At 71.8% G+C, this 14,745-nt stretch carries 14 protein-coding genes; 7 read left to right on the plus strand and 7 right to left on the minus strand.

The genetic code is table 11. The features are described 5' to 3' along the window. Positions 1–6: 6 nt before the first annotated feature. The gene (locus ACZ4NB_RS22870; RefSeq protein WP_467664205.1) at positions 7–654 is read right to left on the minus strand and encodes a CatB-related O-acetyltransferase; all 648 of its coding nucleotides are present in this window, start codon (positions 652–654) and stop codon (positions 7–9) included. A 210-nt stretch (positions 655–864) separates the two neighbouring features. Here ACZ4NB_RS22870 and ACZ4NB_RS22875 point away from each other — a divergent pair, with 210 nt between their 5' ends. From ACZ4NB_RS22875 to ACZ4NB_RS22885, 3 genes are all read left to right on the plus strand, one after another. After that, a complete protein-coding gene (locus ACZ4NB_RS22875) occupies positions 865–1,491 on the plus strand; it encodes an alpha-ketoglutarate-dependent dioxygenase AlkB (protein ID WP_467664207.1) in 627 nt (208 codons plus the stop codon). 164 nt (positions 1,492–1,655) lie between these two features. Further along, positions 1,656–2,228 (plus strand): AMIN-like domain-containing (lipo)protein, encoded by a 573-nt coding sequence (locus tag ACZ4NB_RS22880; protein WP_467664209.1) that lies wholly within the window; start codon positions 1,656–1,658, stop codon positions 2,226–2,228. Between the two features lie 161 nt (positions 2,229–2,389). Next, positions 2,390–3,622 (plus strand): FAD-dependent oxidoreductase, encoded by a 1,233-nt coding sequence (locus tag ACZ4NB_RS22885; protein ID WP_467664211.1) that lies wholly within the window; start codon positions 2,390–2,392, stop codon positions 3,620–3,622. A 28-nt stretch (positions 3,623–3,650) separates the two neighbouring features. Here ACZ4NB_RS22885 and ACZ4NB_RS22890 read toward each other — a convergent pair whose 3' ends face one another. Next, on the minus strand, positions 3,651–4,577 hold the full coding sequence (locus ACZ4NB_RS22890; RefSeq protein WP_467664212.1) for an MBL fold metallo-hydrolase: 927 nt from the start codon (positions 4,575–4,577) through the stop codon (positions 3,651–3,653). A gap of 297 nt (positions 4,578–4,874) precedes the next feature. On the opposite strand from ACZ4NB_RS22890, the gene ACZ4NB_RS22895 reads away from it, so the two are divergent. The 3 genes from ACZ4NB_RS22895 to ACZ4NB_RS22905 are packed head-to-tail and all read left to right on the plus strand — an operon-like array spanning position 4,875 to position 7,719. After that, positions 4,875–5,084, plus strand: a complete 210-nt coding sequence (locus tag ACZ4NB_RS22895) for a ferredoxin (RefSeq protein ID WP_467664385.1) — start codon at positions 4,875–4,877, stop codon at positions 5,082–5,084. Beyond that, a complete protein-coding gene (locus tag ACZ4NB_RS22900; protein WP_467664214.1) occupies positions 5,074–6,438 on the plus strand; it encodes an NAD(P)/FAD-dependent oxidoreductase in 1,365 nt (454 codons plus the stop codon). Before ACZ4NB_RS22895 ends, ACZ4NB_RS22900 begins: the two co-directional genes overlap by 11 nt. Positions 6,439–6,483: 45 nt before the next feature. Next, complete coding sequence (locus ACZ4NB_RS22905) at positions 6,484–7,719, plus strand: cytochrome P450 (protein ID WP_467664216.1); 1,236 nt, start codon at positions 6,484–6,486, stop codon at positions 7,717–7,719. Between the two features lie 82 nt (positions 7,720–7,801). Here ACZ4NB_RS22905 and ACZ4NB_RS22910 read toward each other — a convergent pair whose 3' ends face one another. Together ACZ4NB_RS22910 and ACZ4NB_RS22915 are read right to left on the minus strand one after the other, a co-directional pair. Then, positions 7,802–8,563 carry a CAP domain-containing protein gene (locus ACZ4NB_RS22910; RefSeq protein WP_467664218.1) on the minus strand — a complete coding sequence of 254 codons (762 nt, stop codon included), beginning with the start codon at positions 8,561–8,563 and terminating at the stop codon, positions 7,802–7,804. A gap of 500 nt (positions 8,564–9,063) precedes the next feature. Beyond that, positions 9,064–9,990 (minus strand): LysR family transcriptional regulator, encoded by a 927-nt coding sequence (locus ACZ4NB_RS22915; protein WP_467664220.1) that lies wholly within the window; start codon positions 9,988–9,990, stop codon positions 9,064–9,066. An 83-nt stretch (positions 9,991–10,073) separates the two neighbouring features. On the opposite strand from ACZ4NB_RS22915, the gene ACZ4NB_RS22920 reads away from it, so the two are divergent. Continuing rightward, positions 10,074–10,976: a PhzF family phenazine biosynthesis protein gene (locus ACZ4NB_RS22920; protein ID WP_467664222.1), complete on the plus strand. Its 903-nt coding sequence runs from the start codon at positions 10,074–10,076 to the stop codon at positions 10,974–10,976. A gap of 76 nt (positions 10,977–11,052) precedes the next feature. Here ACZ4NB_RS22920 and ACZ4NB_RS22925 read toward each other — a convergent pair whose 3' ends face one another. From ACZ4NB_RS22925 to ACZ4NB_RS22935, 3 genes are read right to left on the minus strand one after another with little or no spacing between them, the layout of a single operon-like run. Next, positions 11,053–11,934, minus strand: a complete 882-nt coding sequence (locus ACZ4NB_RS22925) for a carbohydrate ABC transporter permease (RefSeq protein WP_393495882.1) — start codon at positions 11,932–11,934, stop codon at positions 11,053–11,055. A gap of 34 nt (positions 11,935–11,968) precedes the next feature. Then, a complete protein-coding gene (locus ACZ4NB_RS22930; RefSeq protein ID WP_467664224.1) occupies positions 11,969–13,369 on the minus strand; it encodes an ABC transporter permease in 1,401 nt (466 codons plus the stop codon). Positions 13,370–13,387: 18 nt separating this feature from the next. Then, complete coding sequence (locus ACZ4NB_RS22935) at positions 13,388–14,722, minus strand: ABC transporter substrate-binding protein (protein WP_467664226.1); 1,335 nt, start codon at positions 14,720–14,722, stop codon at positions 13,388–13,390. Positions 14,723–14,745: the final 23 nt, after the last annotated feature.

The following is a 14,745-nucleotide window of genomic DNA, read 5'->3' on the forward strand; positions in this document are numbered from 1 at the left end:
GGGCGGCTACCGCGGGGCCGGGGCCGCGGCCTCAAGGTCGTCGAGGCTGCCGGACATGATCGTGCGGAGGTGCTCGGTGAGGTGCTCGATGGGCCAGTCCCACCAGGCGAGGGCCAGCAGGCGCGCGATGTCCTCGTCGCCGTAGCGGCGGCGGATGAGGCGGGCGGGGTTGCCGCCGACGATGCCGTAGTCGGGGGCATCGTCGACGACGACGGAGCCGGTGGCGGTGATCGCTCCGTGGCCGATGCGTACGCCGGGCATCACCGTGGTCCCGTTTCCGAGCCAGACGTCGTTGCCGACCACGGTGTCACCGCGGCCGGGCAGGCCGGCGATCAGATCGAAGTGCTCGGCCCAGGAGCCGCCGAGGATCGGGAAGGGGAACGTCGAGGGGCCGTCCATACGGTGGTTGGCGCCGTTCATGATGAACCGCACGCCCTCGGCGAACGCGCAGAACTTCCCGATGACCAGCCGCTCCGGCCCGTAGTGGTACAGCACGTTGCGGGTCTCGAAAGCGGTCGGGTCGTTCGGATCGTCGTAGTAGGTGTACTCCCCGACCTCGATCAGCGGCGAGGTCAGCAGCGGTTTGAGCAGCACGACCCGGGGCTGCTCGGGCATCGGGTGAACCATGGTCGGATCGGCGGGAATTGCCGGCATCACAGATCTGCCTCCTTCACGCGCGGGGGAGCCCCCCGGTGGGGCTCCGCGGATTGCTCGCTCCATGATCGCAATCCGCGCCACCGGGCGTGGCGGCTTCCCGCGCTTCGGGCGCCGAAGCGGCACGGCAGGATGCCCGGACCCGGCGGCCGGGGCCGCCGCGGAACGCGCCACAGAACATTTATTCGATTATCTGGGTACCCTGGCAGCATGAGCACGCATCTTCAGGGCTCGCTCTTCGACCAGACCGACGACATCCGCCTCGGCCCGCTGCACGGGCTGCGCCGGACCGAACTCGGCGACGGGGCCTGGATCGATCTGCTGCCCGGGTGGCTGACCGGGGCGGACGCCCTGTTCCTGCGGCTCGCCACCGAGGTGCCCTGGCAGGCCGAGCGCCGGCAGATGTACGAGCACGTGGTCGACGTACCGCGGCTGCTCGCCTTCTACCGGGCCGACGACACCCTGCCGCACCCCGTCCTGGACGAGGCCAGGGACGCGCTCTCCGCCCACTACGCCGCCGAACTCGGCGAACCCTTCACCACTGCCGGCCTCTGCTACTACCGCGACGGCCGCGACAGCGTGGCCTGGCACGGAGATCGGACGGGCCGCAGCCGGCATGGGGACACGATGGTCGCCATCCTGTCCGTGGGCGCGCCGCGCGACCTCCTGCTGCGTCCACGTCGCGGGGGCGGCTCGGTGCGCAAGCCCCTCGGGCACGGCGATCTCATCGTGATGGGCGGCTCCTGCCAGCGGACCTGGGAGCATGCGATACCCAAGAGCACCCGGGCGTCGGGGCCGCGGATCAGCGTGCAGTTCCGGCCCCACGGCGTGCGGTGACCAGGGCGCCGGTTTTCGCGACAACTTCGAGCCCGCGCCGGCCGAAAGCGGACCCGGGCGGAACGCGCCGGCCCCAGGAGCCGTCCTCCCGCACGCATCGTTACCGGTGTAGCGAACGCGCTGCACCGGATCTCTCCGTACCGAAATTCTTCTGGAGGTATGTCATGCGACGGTTGGGGACCGCGGCCGCGGTGTTCGTGCTGGCGGGCGCCGGGGTGCTGGGCACGGCCGGGGCGGCCGGCGCCGCGACCGGCCCGGCCGGCACGACCGCCCCGGCCACCTGCGCGACCGGCTGGGGCAGCGGCGTCAAGTCGGCCACCGGCGCCAGTGCCGAGCCGCTGAAGGGCGTCAGGACCGGCCGGCACGCGTGCTACGACCGGATGGTCTTCGACATCGGCGGCGCGGCCGGCAAGGTCGGATACCACGTCGGCTATGTCGACGCGTTCCATCAGGACGGCTCCGGCCGGCGGATCCCGGTCGGCGGCGGCGCCATCCTCCAGGTCTTTGTGTCCGCGCCGAGCTACGACCCCTCGACCGGGAAGCCGAGCTACGCCGCGGAGGCCGGCAAGCCGCTGCCCGGCGTGGACCTCACCGGCTACCGGACGTTCAAGGACACCAGGTTCGGGGCGAGCTTCGAGGGGCAGACCCAGGTCGGCCTCGGTGTGCGCGCCAAGCTGCCGTTCCGGGTCCAGCAGTCCGGTCACCAGCTGATCGTGGACGTCGCGCACACCTGGTGAGGCGACTCTCCGGCGAGCCCGCCCGCCGCGGCATCCGCCCGAATCGCGAAGGGGGACGTGCGAGGGCGTCCTGGTATGCGGGTATATGTCGCTGAGTGCCGGTGCCCGCAGGGGCGCCGGTGCGGCGGATGCCGGGCGGTCACCTGAGAGGAGCGGTTGCGATGGAGCGGACCACCTGCTGCGTGGTGGGCGGCGGCCCCGCCGGGATGGTGCTCGGCCTGCTGCTGGCCCGGGCGGGGGTGGCGGTCACGGTCCTGGAGAAGCACGGGGACTTCCTGCGCGACTTCCGCGGCGACACCGTCCACCCCTCCACCCTGGCGCTGCTGGACGAGCTGGGCCTGAGCGAGCGGTTCGCCCGTCTGCCGCAGCGGCGGGTGAAGACGGTTCAGCTGCCGCTCGGGCGGGACCGCTCGCTGGTCACCGTCGGCGACATCGGCGCGCTGCGCGGCAGGTTCAACTACATCGCGATGGTGCCGCAGTGGGACCTGCTCGACCTCCTGGTGGACGAGGCCCGGCGGGAGCCGTCCTTCTCGGTGCGGATGAGCACCGAGGCGACCGGCTTCCTGGTCGAGCGCGGCCGGGTCAACGGGGTGCGCTACCGCACGTCCGACGGCCGTACCGGCGAGCTGAGGGCCACGCTCACGGTCGCCTGCGACGGACGGGGCTCGCTGGCCCGTCTGCTGCCCGAGCTGGGACTGCGCGGCTTCGCCTGCCCGATGGACGCCTGGTGGTTCCGGCTTCCGCGGCGCGCGGGCGATCCGCACGGGCTCGTGGGCGGTGTCGGCGACCGGCTGCTCGCCGCCATGATCGACCGCGGAGACTACTGGCAGTGCGCCGCGCTGATCCCCAAGGGCACCGACGCCGAGCGCCGCGCCGCCGGCCTGGAGCCGTTCATGGCCGACTTCACCACCGCCGCCCCGTGGCTGGCCGACCGGGTCCGGGCGCTGCGGTCCTGGGACGAGGTGAAGCTGCTCGACGTACGGCTGGACCGGCTGCGGCGCTGGCACCGCCCGGGGCTGCTGTGCATCGGCGATGCCGCGCATGCGATGTCGCCGGTCTTCGGCATCGGCATCAACCTCGCCGTCGAGGACGCGGTGGCCGCCGCCCGGCACCTCGTCGGGCCGCTGAGTGCGGGCTCGGTCGGTCTGTGCGACGTACGGGCCGTCCAGCGCCGCCGGTGGCCGACCACCGCCCTGACCCAGGCCCTGCAGCGGCTCGCCCACACCCGCGTCATCGGACCGGTGCTGGCCGGGGAGGCGCCGTTCGGCAACCCAAGGCGGGCGAAGCGGATGGCCGAGCTGGTCACCACCTCGCGGTGGCTGAACCGGGTACCGGCCTACTTCCTCGCCTACGGCGCCGTACGCGAGCGCCCACCGGCCGCCTCGGTGCGCTGAACCGCCGCTCGGGCCACCGCGACGGCGCTCACCAGCGCACCGCCGTGAAGTCGATCGGACGCGGCTCCAGTTCGCCGACCCGCGCCGCCAACTGCCGCATTCTGCGGTCCATTTGGGCGGCGGGCAGCCGCTTGCGGTCGCCGTGCCCGGGCAGCAGCCACTCGAAGCGGAGCCGGTCGACGGTACGGGCCAGGGACGCCGCCAGCTCCTCGATGGAGTACCAGGTGACGCTGTCCGCCACCTCGATGTCGCCGGTCGACCGCGACCAGTAGAAGCTGTCTCCGCTGAAGCAGTACCGCTCGTCGACGACGTAGAGCACGCTTCCCCTGGTGTGGCCCGGGAGCGGATGGGCCAGGACGCCGTCGGCGATCTCGGCCGGGTCGGTGCCGCGCAGTACGCGGTCGGCGTCCGGAGCCGCCGCGAGGTCGCCTTCGTGGATCCACAGCCGGGCGCCGAACCGGTCGGCGTAGCGGCGGCCGTGCGCGGCGTGGTCCTGGTGGGTGAGCAGGACGTCGGTGACGGGGCCGAGACCCTCGTACCGCGAGGCCAGCTCCTCGCTCCAGCGCGGGGTGTCGATCATCATCCGGGTCCCGGAAGGGCGCCGTACGAGGTAGGAGTTGGCCGCGGCGGTGTGCGGCGAGTTATGGCCGCACAGGTGCACCGCGTCGTCGGTGTCGTCGAGGGGCTGCGGGAACGGGTCCAGCGAGGTGTCCAGCCGTCGGGAGGGGCGGCGGATGGAGCGGGAGTGGCAGGCGAACGCGGCGGCGTGCAGTTGGCGTACCTCCGCCTCGTCGCGCGGCTGACGCAGGATCCGGGACCGTCCGTCGACCTCGCCGATCAGCGTCGGCGCGAGCTGCCGGGCGACGTCGCAGTTGTTGCAGCGCTCGTCCACGTACCAGTCGGCGGCCGCGGTGGTGTCGGCTGCTAAGGGGCGGGGCGTGTGTTCAGCGTCCATGGTGCGACTCACTTCTCGGGTGTTCGGGGATGGCGGCGGGCCTTGGGATCTTCCGCCGGCGTGACAAAAGGGTGCTCAGTGGGCGCGAGAAGCGGAAGGGGGGCCGGGTCTTGTTTCTTCCGGTCGGGGCGTCTCTCAGCAGCCGTCGCCGCGAGAGAAGGGCATGTCCATGACAGTCAATTTCGGTCGCCGTGAGTCACCACTCCGACGGCCCGGCACCGCCTGCCCCGCGCCGGGATCGGGAGTAGGACGGAGGTGGTGGGACAGGTGCGGCCGCGGGAGGAGTGGATACTCGGGATGAACGTCGTCGTCGACCTCAATCGCTGTCAGGGCTACGCACAGTGCGCCTTCCTCGCCCCCGAGGTGTTCGCGATGCACGGCGAGGAGGCCCTGATGTACACCCCGGTCATCCCGGAGGACCAGCTCGAACGGGTGCACCGGGCCGCGGCGGCGTGCCCCGTGCGGGCCATCCTCGTCGGCGAGGAGGCGGGCCCCGGTGCAGGGTGAACTCCGCGACGGCCGGATCGTCATCGTCGGCGCGTCGCTCGCCGGGCTGCGGGCCGCCGAGACGCTGCGCGCGGAGGGCTTCGGCGGTTCGCTCACCCTGATCGGGGAGGAGCCGCAACCCCCCTACGACAGGCCGCCGTTGTCCAAGCAGGTGCTGCTCGGCAAGGTGCCGGCCGACGCCACCGGTCTGCCGCGGCGCCGGGAGGTGGACGCGCAGTGGCGACTGGGCGTACGGGCCACCGGCGTCGACCCGTACGGGAAGCGGGTGCTGCTCGCCGACGGTGCCGAGGTGCCCTTCGACCGGCTGCTGATCGCCACCGGAACCCGGGCCCGCCCCTGGCCGGACCCGGCCGAGGCCGCCCTGGACGGCGTGTTCACCCTGCGCACCGGCGACGAGGCCGGCCGGCTCGCCGAGCGGCTGGCCGCCGGGCCGCGCCGGGTCCTGGTCATCGGCGCCGGCTTCACCGGCTCGGAGATCGCCTCCGCCTGCCGGGAACGCGGCCTGGAGGTGACCGTCGCCGAGCGGGGGCCGGCGCCACTGGTCGGCGCGCTCGGCGGAACGCTCGGCGCGCTGGCCGCGCGGTTGCAGCGCGCCCACGGCGTCGATCTGCGCTGCGGCGTGACGGTCACCGCCCTGGAGGGCAACGGGCGCCTCACCGGCGCACGGTTCTCCGACGGCACACGGATCGAGGCCGATGTCGCGGTGGTCGCCCTGGGCGCGGTCCGCAACACCGAGTGGCTGGCGGAGTCGGGACTCGCCGCAGGCCCACGAGGGGTGACCTGCGACGCGGGGTGCCGCGCCTTCGACATGTACGGGATCGTCACCGACGACGTCTTCGCCGCCGGCGACGTGGCCAGATTCCCGCACCCGCTCTTCGAGTACCAGCTGCTGTCCCTGGAGCACTGGGGCAACGCGGTCGCACAGGCCGAGGTCGCCGCCCACAACATGATCAACCCCGGGCCCCGCAGACGCCCGCATCTGTCCGTACCGGCCTTCTGGTCCAGCCAGTTCGGCCTCAACATCAAGTCGGTCGGCGTCCCCACCTTCTCCGACCAGGTCGTCATCGCCCAGGGCTCGCTCCAGGAAGCCCGGCTGGTCGCCGTCTACGGCTACCGGGGGCGCGTCACCGCCGCGGTGAGCGTGAACCAGGCCAAGTCCCTGGAGCACTACGAGCGCATGATCGAGACGGCCGCGCCGTTCCCGCCCGGGCCGGGCGCCCCCGACCAGGTCGGGCGGATGGCGCCGGCCCCCTCCGACGTACCGGACCCGAAGGTGCTCTCGCACGGTCCGACCGTCGCCCTTACCGGCCATCTGCCGGACCGGCGCCTGACCCTGGTGCGCCCGGCCCGCTGAGCCCCGCCACTCCCTAGCGACGCAGAGCGATGAGGAGCCCCGCCCATGGCCCCGGACACCCTGTTCCACCGGATCACCGACTACGCCAGCCGGGCCGACCCCTATCCGCTCTACGCCGAGCTGCGCGAGGCGGGGGTGGTGCGCCAGGAGGACGGCAGCTACCTGGTCGGCACGTACCACGAGATCATGGCGCTGCTCCACGACCCTCGGATCAGCTCCGACCGCCGCAAGCGCACCGCGCCGGAGGGCGCCGGGGAGCAGCTTCCGCCGTCCTTCATCGGGCTCGACGACCCCGCCCACCACCGGCTGCGCGGCCTGGCGATGCGGCCCTTCGGCCCCCCGCACACCCCGGGCCGGATCGACGCCATGCAGGGGGAGATGACCCGGATCGTCGAGGAGCTGCTCGCCGGCATCGGGGACAAGGACCAGATCGACGTGGTGGACGACTTCGCCTACCCGCTCCCCGTCACCGTCATCTGCCGGCTGCTGGGCGTACCGACCGACGACGAGCCGCAGTTCCGGCAGTGGTCGGACGTCATCGTCGCCGGCTTCGACCCCACTCCCGGCGAGGATCCCGCGCAGCGGGAACACACCGCCCTGGAGGCCCGCAAGGCGATGGGGCTGTATCTGGGCGGGCTCGCCGAGCAGCGCCGCGACCAGCCGTCCGACGACATGCTCTCCGCGTTCGTCAACGACGCCGGCGAATGCGCCGACCAGCAGCTCACCCCGCTGGAGATCATGACCACCTCGGTCCTGCTGCTCATCGCGGGCCACGAGACGACCGTCAACCTGATCACCAACGGCGTGCTGACCCTGCTGCGCCACCCCGACCAGCTGGCCCGCCTGCGCCGCGAACCCGCGCTGATGCCGCTGGCGGTCGAGGAGCTGCTGCGCTACGAGCCGCCGGTCCAGATGCTGCCGCAGCGCACCCCGCTGGCCGACATCGAGGTCGCGGGCGTCACCATCCCCAAGGGCGTGCCGCTCGTCCTGGTGCTCGCCTCCGGCAACCGCGACCCGCTGCGGTTCCGTGAAGCCGACCGCTTCGACCCGGCGCGCGAGGACAACCAGCACCTGGGATTCGGCAGCGGCATCCACAGCTGCTTCGGTGCACCGCTCGCCCGCCTGGAGGCCCAGATCGCCCTCACCGCACTGATCCGGCACCTCGACGACGTCCGGCTGGTCGAGGATCCGCCGCCGTACCGGCGCAGCCCCGTGCTGCGCGGCCCGCGCCATCTGCTGATCGCCCGCGACGGCAAGGCTTCGGCGGCCGGACGGCGCTGAGGTCCCCGACGGAAATTCCTGTCGGGGACCTCATAGCCGTCCCGAAGTGCCGCGGATATCCGGCCCTTTCGGCGTCTCGCGGTTATCCGGCCGTTCCGAAGTCCTGCGTCCAGTAAGAGCCGGGCTGAGCCAGACCGACGCCGATCTCCTTGAACGAGCAGTCCAGGATGTTGCGCTTGTGGCCGGGGCTGGACATCCAGCCCTTCATCACGCTCTCCGGTGAGGAATATCCGTAGGCGACATTCTCGCCGTAAGCGCTCCAGTTGTATCCGGCACGCTGGATACGGTCCTCCGGGGCAGATCCGTCGGATCCCGTGTGGGACATATTCCGATGCGCCGCCATGTCCGCGCTGTGATTCTGCGCGGCCTTGGTCAGCTGCGCATTCACCCTCAGCGGCGAGCACCCGACCTTGCCGCGCTCGATGTTGACGAGTTCCACCACGCGGGCGGTGGCCGAGGAGGACGCCGGGGCGGCGGCCTTCGTGGCGCTGGGCGCCGGGGCGGGGGCCTTGGCGGCGGTCCTGGTGGGCGCCGCGGTCGGTGCCTTCGAGGGGGCCTTGGTGGGCGTCGCGGCGGGGGTCCTGGTCGCCGTCGCGGTCGGCTTCGGGTGTCCTTCGCCGTGCCGCGACCGGTGGTGCTGGGACCGATCGTGGTGCCGGTGGTCGGGGGACTCGTGCTGCCGGCGCTGGTGGGATCCGTACTGCCCGCGGTCATGGGACCGGACGCGCTCGTCGCCCTGGTCACCGAAGCACGCCATGGCGACGGAGGGCACACCCACGACGCCGACGGCGAGCGCGGCGATGGCTATCTTCCGGCGGTGCCTCGTCTTGCGGTGCTTGCTCATCCATGACCTCGCTCGGTAATCGCGGAGCGCCTTCGAGTGCGGCTGGCTCCGCCTGGTCCCCGCTTCTGAGCTGCGGAGACGCCATGGGGTCGCATTCTTCGGACCACTGCCGGGCAAGACAAGAAAGAGATGTACTAACGCGAATAGTAGGTCGCCGCGGCCCTTGTCATGGAGGTAGGGCCATGCAGGTCCGGATCCGCGTCGTCCGGGAATCGCTGGTACCCCGTCAGAATGCCTTGTGTGGCGAATAGGCGGGGAGCGGCTCCGGGGCGAACCCATATCGCCCCGTTCCGTGCGAGGTATTCCGCTATCAAGACGGACAAGTCCCCCATGTCGCCAACAGATCAATTACTAATCTCGATAGTTGATGCCGCCCGCGGGTATGGCGGATATCACAGGGGAGTCGTCCGGTGTCCGTTATCCGGATTCCCCGAAGGCTGTCCCACCAGGGATGGCGGGACAGCCCTTGGGTCGCTTCGGGGCCCGATGCCGGTGTCCGGTCATGCCTCGTGCGACGCCGCGTCGGGGCCCCCGGTGAAGGCCCGGGTCAGCTCCTCCGCCACGACCCGGGCGCCCGGCGAGACCCAGCGCCTGCGGTGCCGTACCAGCTGGACGGGGACAGGCCGGGCCTCGGGGCCGGCCACCGCGGACAGCCGGCCCTCCGCCAGATGCCGTTCGACCGTCACCCGGGGGAGCAGGGTCAGGCCGAGTCCGGCCTCGACGCACGACCGGGCGGCGTCGATGCTGCCGAACCGGGTGATCCGGGGACGGGCATCGGAAATACCCAGCAATGTCCGGACGAGCCGATCGCTGTAGGAGCAGCCCTCCTCGTGCACGAAGAAGCTCTCGCCGGCCAACTCCTCCCAGCCGGCAGCCCGGTCGGCGAGCCGGTGGCCCGGCGCCACCACGTACGCCAGCGGCTCGCTCGCGACCCGGCGGGCCAGCAGATCGCTCTCGGCGACCGTCGGCTCCAGCAGGAGCGCGAGGTCGAGCCGGCCGGTGCGCAGACCGTCCACCGCCGCGGCCGTGCCGACGGAGTGCAGATGGACATCGAGGCCGGGATGGTCGCGGCGCAACGCGGCGATCACCGCGGGCAGCCGCGAGGAGCACAGCGAATCACCCGCCCCCACGGCCACCTCGCCCTCGACCGTCCCGCTCTCCGGGTCGCCCTGCCCGGCCGAGGCCGTCGCGTGGAGCCGGGCCACCGCGTCGAGCACCTCCTCGGCCGCCTCCAGCAGTCGCGCCCCGGCACGGGTCGGCACCGTCCCCGAGGGCAGCCTGTCGAACAGCGGCGTCCCCAGCTCCCGCTCCAGGGTGCGGATCTGGACGGTGACCGTGGACTGCGCGAGATGCAGTGCGCGGGCCGCTGCCGTGAAGCCGCCCGTTCTGGCGAGCGTCACGAAGGTCCGCAGGAGTCTGGTGTCCATCGGCGCACACTATCGCGATCCTCGATGGGGGCGAACGAAAACCATCGTTGGACGCGATGGCCGCACGGTGCCAGGGTGAGTGCATGACCAGCACACAGCAGTCCTCCACCGCCTCGGCGCCCGCCCTCGACGTACTGCGCTACTCGGCCTTCACCGCGGACCCCGCGGGCGGCAACCCGGCCGGTGTGGTGCTCGACGCCGAAGACCTCGACGAGGCGGGGATGCTCGCCGTCGCCGCCCGGGTCGGATACTCCGAGACCGCGTTCGTCACCGCGTCCGACCCCGTCGCCCGCCGCTACCGGCTGCGGTACTTCAGCCCCCGCGACGAGGTCGCCTTCTGCGGGCACGCCACGATCGCCACCGCGGTCGCCCTCGCCTCCCGGACGGGGACCGGCGAACTGCTCTTCGACACGCCCGCGGGCGAGATCCGGGTGGGGACCACCGCCGACGGCGACGGGCCGGTCCGCGCCACGCTCACCAGCGTTCCGGCGCACTCCCGCCCGGCGGAGGACACCGAGGTCGAACCGGTGCTGCGGGCCCTGGGCTGGAGCCGGGCGGACCTGGACGCCGACCTCCCACCGCACGTCGCCTTCGGGGGCAACGAGCACCTCGTACTGGCGGTCGCCGGCCGGGCACGACTGGCCGCGCTCGACTACGACTTCGACGCCCTGCACGAGATCATGCGGCGGCACGGCTGGACCACCGTGCACCTCGTGCACCGCGCGGCCCCCGACCGCCTCGACTTCCACGCCCGCGATCCCTTCCCCGTCGGGGGCGTCGTGGAGGACCCGGCGACCGGCGCCGCCGCGGCGGCCTTCGGCGGCTATCTGCGCACGCTGGGCCTGGTCACCGAGCCCCTGCGGATCCACATCCGGCAGGGCGAGGACATGGGCCGCCCCAGCGACCTCTTCGTCGACCTGCACCCGGACGACGCCCGGATACGGGTGACGGGCCAGGCGGTTCCCCTGCCGGACCCCGGCCAGTAGGGACACGGCATGGGCGAGGCGGCGCCGAAGGCCCGGCGCCGCCTCGCCCATCCCCTCCTCGCGCCCCGGGCGCGGGCTACTTGACCGAGCCCGCCATGATCCCCTGGACGAAGTGCCGTTGGAACGCGAAGAACACGATCAGCGGCACGATCAGGGACAGGAACGCGCCGGGCGCCAGCACGCCGATGTTGCTGCCGAACTGCCGCATCTGCGACTGCAGGGCCACCGTCAGCGGCTGCGAGGAGTTGTCGGCGAACAGCAGCGCGACCAGCATGTCGTTCCAGACCCACAGGAACTGGAAGATGGCCAGGCTGGCGATGGCCGGCCGGCCCAGCGGCAGCACCAGCTGGGAGAAGATCCGCCACTCCCCGCCGCCGTCCATCCGCGCGGCCTCCAGCATCTCCTTGGGGATCTCCGCGAAGTAGTTGCGCAGCAGGAAGATGGCGAACGGCAGACCGTAGGCGGTGTGGAAGAGGATCACACCCGGGATGGAGCCGAACAGACCGAGCGCGCCGAACAGCTTGGCCACCGGCAGCAGTCCGATCTGGACCGGCACCACGAGCATGGCGACCACCACCAGGAAGATCCAGTCCCGGCCGGGGAACTCCATCCAGGCGAAGGCGTATCCGGCCAGCGCGGCGAACACCACCACGGCGAGGGTGGTGGGCACCGAGATCAACACGGTGTTCCAGAAAGCCTGGACGATGCCCGAGTCCTTCAGCAGCGCCGCGTAGTTGTCGAACGACAGCTGGCCGGGCGCGGTCAGCGCGGTCCACCACCCGCTGCTCGCGTTGGCCTCCTCCGAACGGAGCGAGGAGAGGAAGAGGCCCGCGGCCGGAGTGAGCCAGACCAGCCCGACGACGGCCAGGAAGATCTGGACCGCGCCGCGGCTGAGCCACTTCGCCGGCCGCGCGGCCGCCCGCTTGCGGGGCGCGGCGGTTCCCTGGACGGTGGTCATCGAAATCTCCTTGCGTGCGAACCCGGCGAGGACGTCAAGACTGGCTCCTGCGGAAGCGTCGGATGTTGAGGGCCATGGCCGGCACCACCAGGAGCAGCAGCAGGACGCCGAGGGCGCTGCCCAGGCCCTGGTTGTTGCCGCCGCCGAAGGAGACCAGCCACATCTGCAGGGCCAGGACGTTGGCGTCCTGCTGTACGGGGCCGGGGGCGATGATGTAGACGAGGTCGAACACCTTCATCACATTGATCACCATCGTCACGAACACCACGCCCAGGACGGGCCCGAGCAGCGGCACGGTGATCCTGCGGAACACCTGCCACTCGTTCGCGCCGTCCATCCGCGCGGCCTCCAGGACGTCCCGGGGCATCGACGAGAGCCCCGCGCCGATCAGGACGAGCGCGAAACCGGTCCAGATCCACATGTAGGCGCCGATGATGGCGGGCGTGATGAGGGCCGGGCCGAGCCAGGAGATGCCCTCGTACGGCGGGGCGAAGTCCTTCGCGGGGAGCTGGACGGTGTAGGAACCCCGGGACAGGCCCTTGAGCCGGTAGGAACCGTCCGGTCCGGTGGTGGCCGTGGCCGCCACCTTGCCGTGGGAGTCGACCGCCTCGACCGAGAGCCGCGGCAGTCCGCGCTCCCCGCGGTCGACGGTGCCGGGTGTGCCGCCACCGCCGGGGGTGAAGTCGAGGTAGACCACACCGCGCAGTTCACCGGCCGCCACCGGGGTGTCGGCGGCCGGTGCGGCGGGCCGTGCCTGCCGCGGCATGTCCTTGGGCGCCACGCCGACCAGGCCGAGGTTGACGGTGTGTCCGGGGGAGGTGCGGTCGGCCGTGCGGTAGGAGCCGTCCCGGCCGTGGGTCAGCCGCTTGTCCCCGATGCGCGTCTTGGCGGTGGGGAAGGAGGCCGAATCGCCCTGGACGCTGTCGTGGATGCCGACGGTGACCGCGTTGAGGACGCCGCGCTGCGGATCCTGCTCGTAGGCGAGGCGGAAGATGATGCCGGCGGCGAGGAAGGAAATCGCCATGGGCATGAACATCAGCAGCTTGAACGCGGTCTTCCAGCGGATCTTCTCGGTCAGCACGGCGAGGACCAGGCCGAGTCCGGTCAGCAGCGCGGGGGCGAACACCACCCAGATCGCGCTGTTGCGGATGGCCCGGAGCGTGGCCGGGTCCTGGAACATCGCGGTGTAGTTGCCGGCGCCGACGAACGTGTCGCCCGAGGCGTCGTACAGGCTGCGGATGACCGAGAAGACGATGGGATAGGCCACGAGGGCGCCCAGCAGCAACAGCGCGGGGAACAGGAACACCGCGGCGACCCGGCGGCGGCGCCGGACGGCGCGCCGGGCGGCGTCGGCCCGGCGGGGGGTGCCGCCCGGCGGGAGGGGCGGGGTGCCGCGCGTCGTGGCGCGCGGCACCTCCGGAGTGGTGACAGGCATGGAGGGGGGTCCTGTTCCTTACTTTCCGTACGCCTTGGCCGCGGCGGCCTCAAGCTTGGCGGCCGTCCCCTTGGGGTCGGAGGGGTCGCGCAGGAAGTCCTGCAGCAGCTTCCACTCGCCGGCTCCCTGGGTGCCGCCGAAGGCCGCGGGCGCCTGGTCGGACATGTCGAACCGCACCGAGTTCCCGGCGTCGGTCAGCGACTTGGCCGCATCGCGGGTGACCTCGTCGTGGTAGGCGCCCGCGGGCACCTTCTTGTTGGGGGAGATATAGCCGCCGGCCTTGGCCCAGACGCTCGCCGCTTCGGGGGAGGCCAGGTACTTCACCAACTCCATCCCGGCCTTCTTGTTCTTCCCGGCCTTGAGCACCACCGCGGCGTCACCGCCGCTGACCACCGGCGCCTTGCCGCCGTCGACGGAGGGGAAGGGGAAGAACTTGGCGTCCTTGCCGACCTGCTTGTGCAGCTCGTCGGTGACCAGGGCGCTGACGAAGTCTCCCTCGTAGACCATGGCCGCCTTCTGCTCCGGGCCGAAGACCTGCTGGACGGACTCGGGGAAGTCGGTGCGCAGCGCGCCCGATCCGCCGCCGGCCACCAGGTTCTTGTCCCCGAACAGCTTGCCCAGAGTGGTCAGGGCCTTGACCACGGTGGGGTGCGTCCAGGGGATCTGGTGGGCGGCGAGCTTGTCGTAGTTCTCCTGACCGGCCTGGGAGAGGTAGATGTTCTCGAACCAGTCGGTGAGCGGCCAGCCGGCCTCGCCCGCCACGGAGAAGGCCGGGACACCCGAGTCGGAGAGGGCGCGGCCCGACGCCAGCAACTCCTTGTAGCTCTTGGCGGGCTCGACCCCGGCCTGCTGGAAGGCATCCGGGCTGTACCAGACGGTCGACTTGTGCGAGGCCTTGAAGTACAGGCCGTAGTAGGTCTTGTCGACCGTGCCGTAGTCCTTCCACACCTTCGCGAAGTTGCTCGTGGCGGCGGCGGAGATCTCCGGGGAGAGCGGGGCCAGCCAGCCCTTCCTGGCGAACTGCTGGAGCACACCTACCTGGGGGACCATCACCACGTCGGGCGCGTTGCCGCCCTCGATCTGGCTGCCGACGACGGTGGAGACGTTGTCGCCGGTGGAGGAGAAGACGACCTTGGCGCCGGTCTTCTCGGTGAAGGCGTCCAGGACGTGCTTGAAGTTGCTCTGTTCCACGCCGGTCCACACGCCGGCGACGGTCACCGTCTGGCCGTTGAGCTCCTTCTTGCCGCCTCCGGCGGAGACGTCGCCGCCGCATGCCGTGGCGGTCAGGGCCAGGCCGAGTACGGCCGCGCCGGAAAGGGCGACTCGGGTGTGTCGTACTGCGGAGCGTCTCATCGTGGGATTCCCTTCGGGAGGAC

It is taken from the genome of Streptomyces sp. NPDC026575 (genome assembly GCF_055567415.1).

What these genes read in the sequence shown, in the direction of transcription:
- ACZ4NB_RS22870 (WP_467664205.1), bottom strand. Translation starts at nt 654, where the DNA reads ATGCCGGCAATTCCCGCCGATCCGACCATGGTTCACCCGATGCCCGAG.
- ACZ4NB_RS22875 (WP_467664207.1), top strand. Translation starts at nt 865, where the DNA reads ATGAGCACGCATCTTCAGGGCTCGCTCTTCGACCAGACCGACGACATC.
- ACZ4NB_RS22880 (WP_467664209.1), top strand. Translation starts at nt 1,656, where the DNA reads ATGCGACGGTTGGGGACCGCGGCCGCGGTGTTCGTGCTGGCGGGCGCC.
- ACZ4NB_RS22885 (WP_467664211.1), top strand. Translation starts at nt 2,390, where the DNA reads ATGGAGCGGACCACCTGCTGCGTGGTGGGCGGCGGCCCCGCCGGGATG.
- ACZ4NB_RS22890 (WP_467664212.1), bottom strand. Translation starts at nt 4,577, where the DNA reads ATGGACGCTGAACACACGCCCCGCCCCTTAGCAGCCGACACCACCGCG.
- ACZ4NB_RS22895 (WP_467664385.1), top strand. Translation starts at nt 4,875, where the DNA reads ATGAACGTCGTCGTCGACCTCAATCGCTGTCAGGGCTACGCACAGTGC.
- ACZ4NB_RS22905 (WP_467664216.1), top strand. Translation starts at nt 6,484, where the DNA reads ATGGCCCCGGACACCCTGTTCCACCGGATCACCGACTACGCCAGCCGG.
- ACZ4NB_RS22910 (WP_467664218.1), bottom strand. Translation starts at nt 8,563, where the DNA reads ATGAGCAAGCACCGCAAGACGAGGCACCGCCGGAAGATAGCCATCGCC.
- ACZ4NB_RS22915 (WP_467664220.1), bottom strand. Translation starts at nt 9,990, where the DNA reads ATGGACACCAGACTCCTGCGGACCTTCGTGACGCTCGCCAGAACGGGC.
- ACZ4NB_RS22920 (WP_467664222.1), top strand. Translation starts at nt 10,074, where the DNA reads ATGACCAGCACACAGCAGTCCTCCACCGCCTCGGCGCCCGCCCTCGAC.
- ACZ4NB_RS22925 (WP_393495882.1), bottom strand. Translation starts at nt 11,934, where the DNA reads ATGACCACCGTCCAGGGAACCGCCGCGCCCCGCAAGCGGGCGGCCGCG.
- ACZ4NB_RS22930 (WP_467664224.1), bottom strand. Translation starts at nt 13,369, where the DNA reads ATGCCTGTCACCACTCCGGAGGTGCCGCGCGCCACGACGCGCGGCACC.
- ACZ4NB_RS22935 (WP_467664226.1), bottom strand. Translation starts at nt 14,722, where the DNA reads ATGAGACGCTCCGCAGTACGACACACCCGAGTCGCCCTTTCCGGCGCG.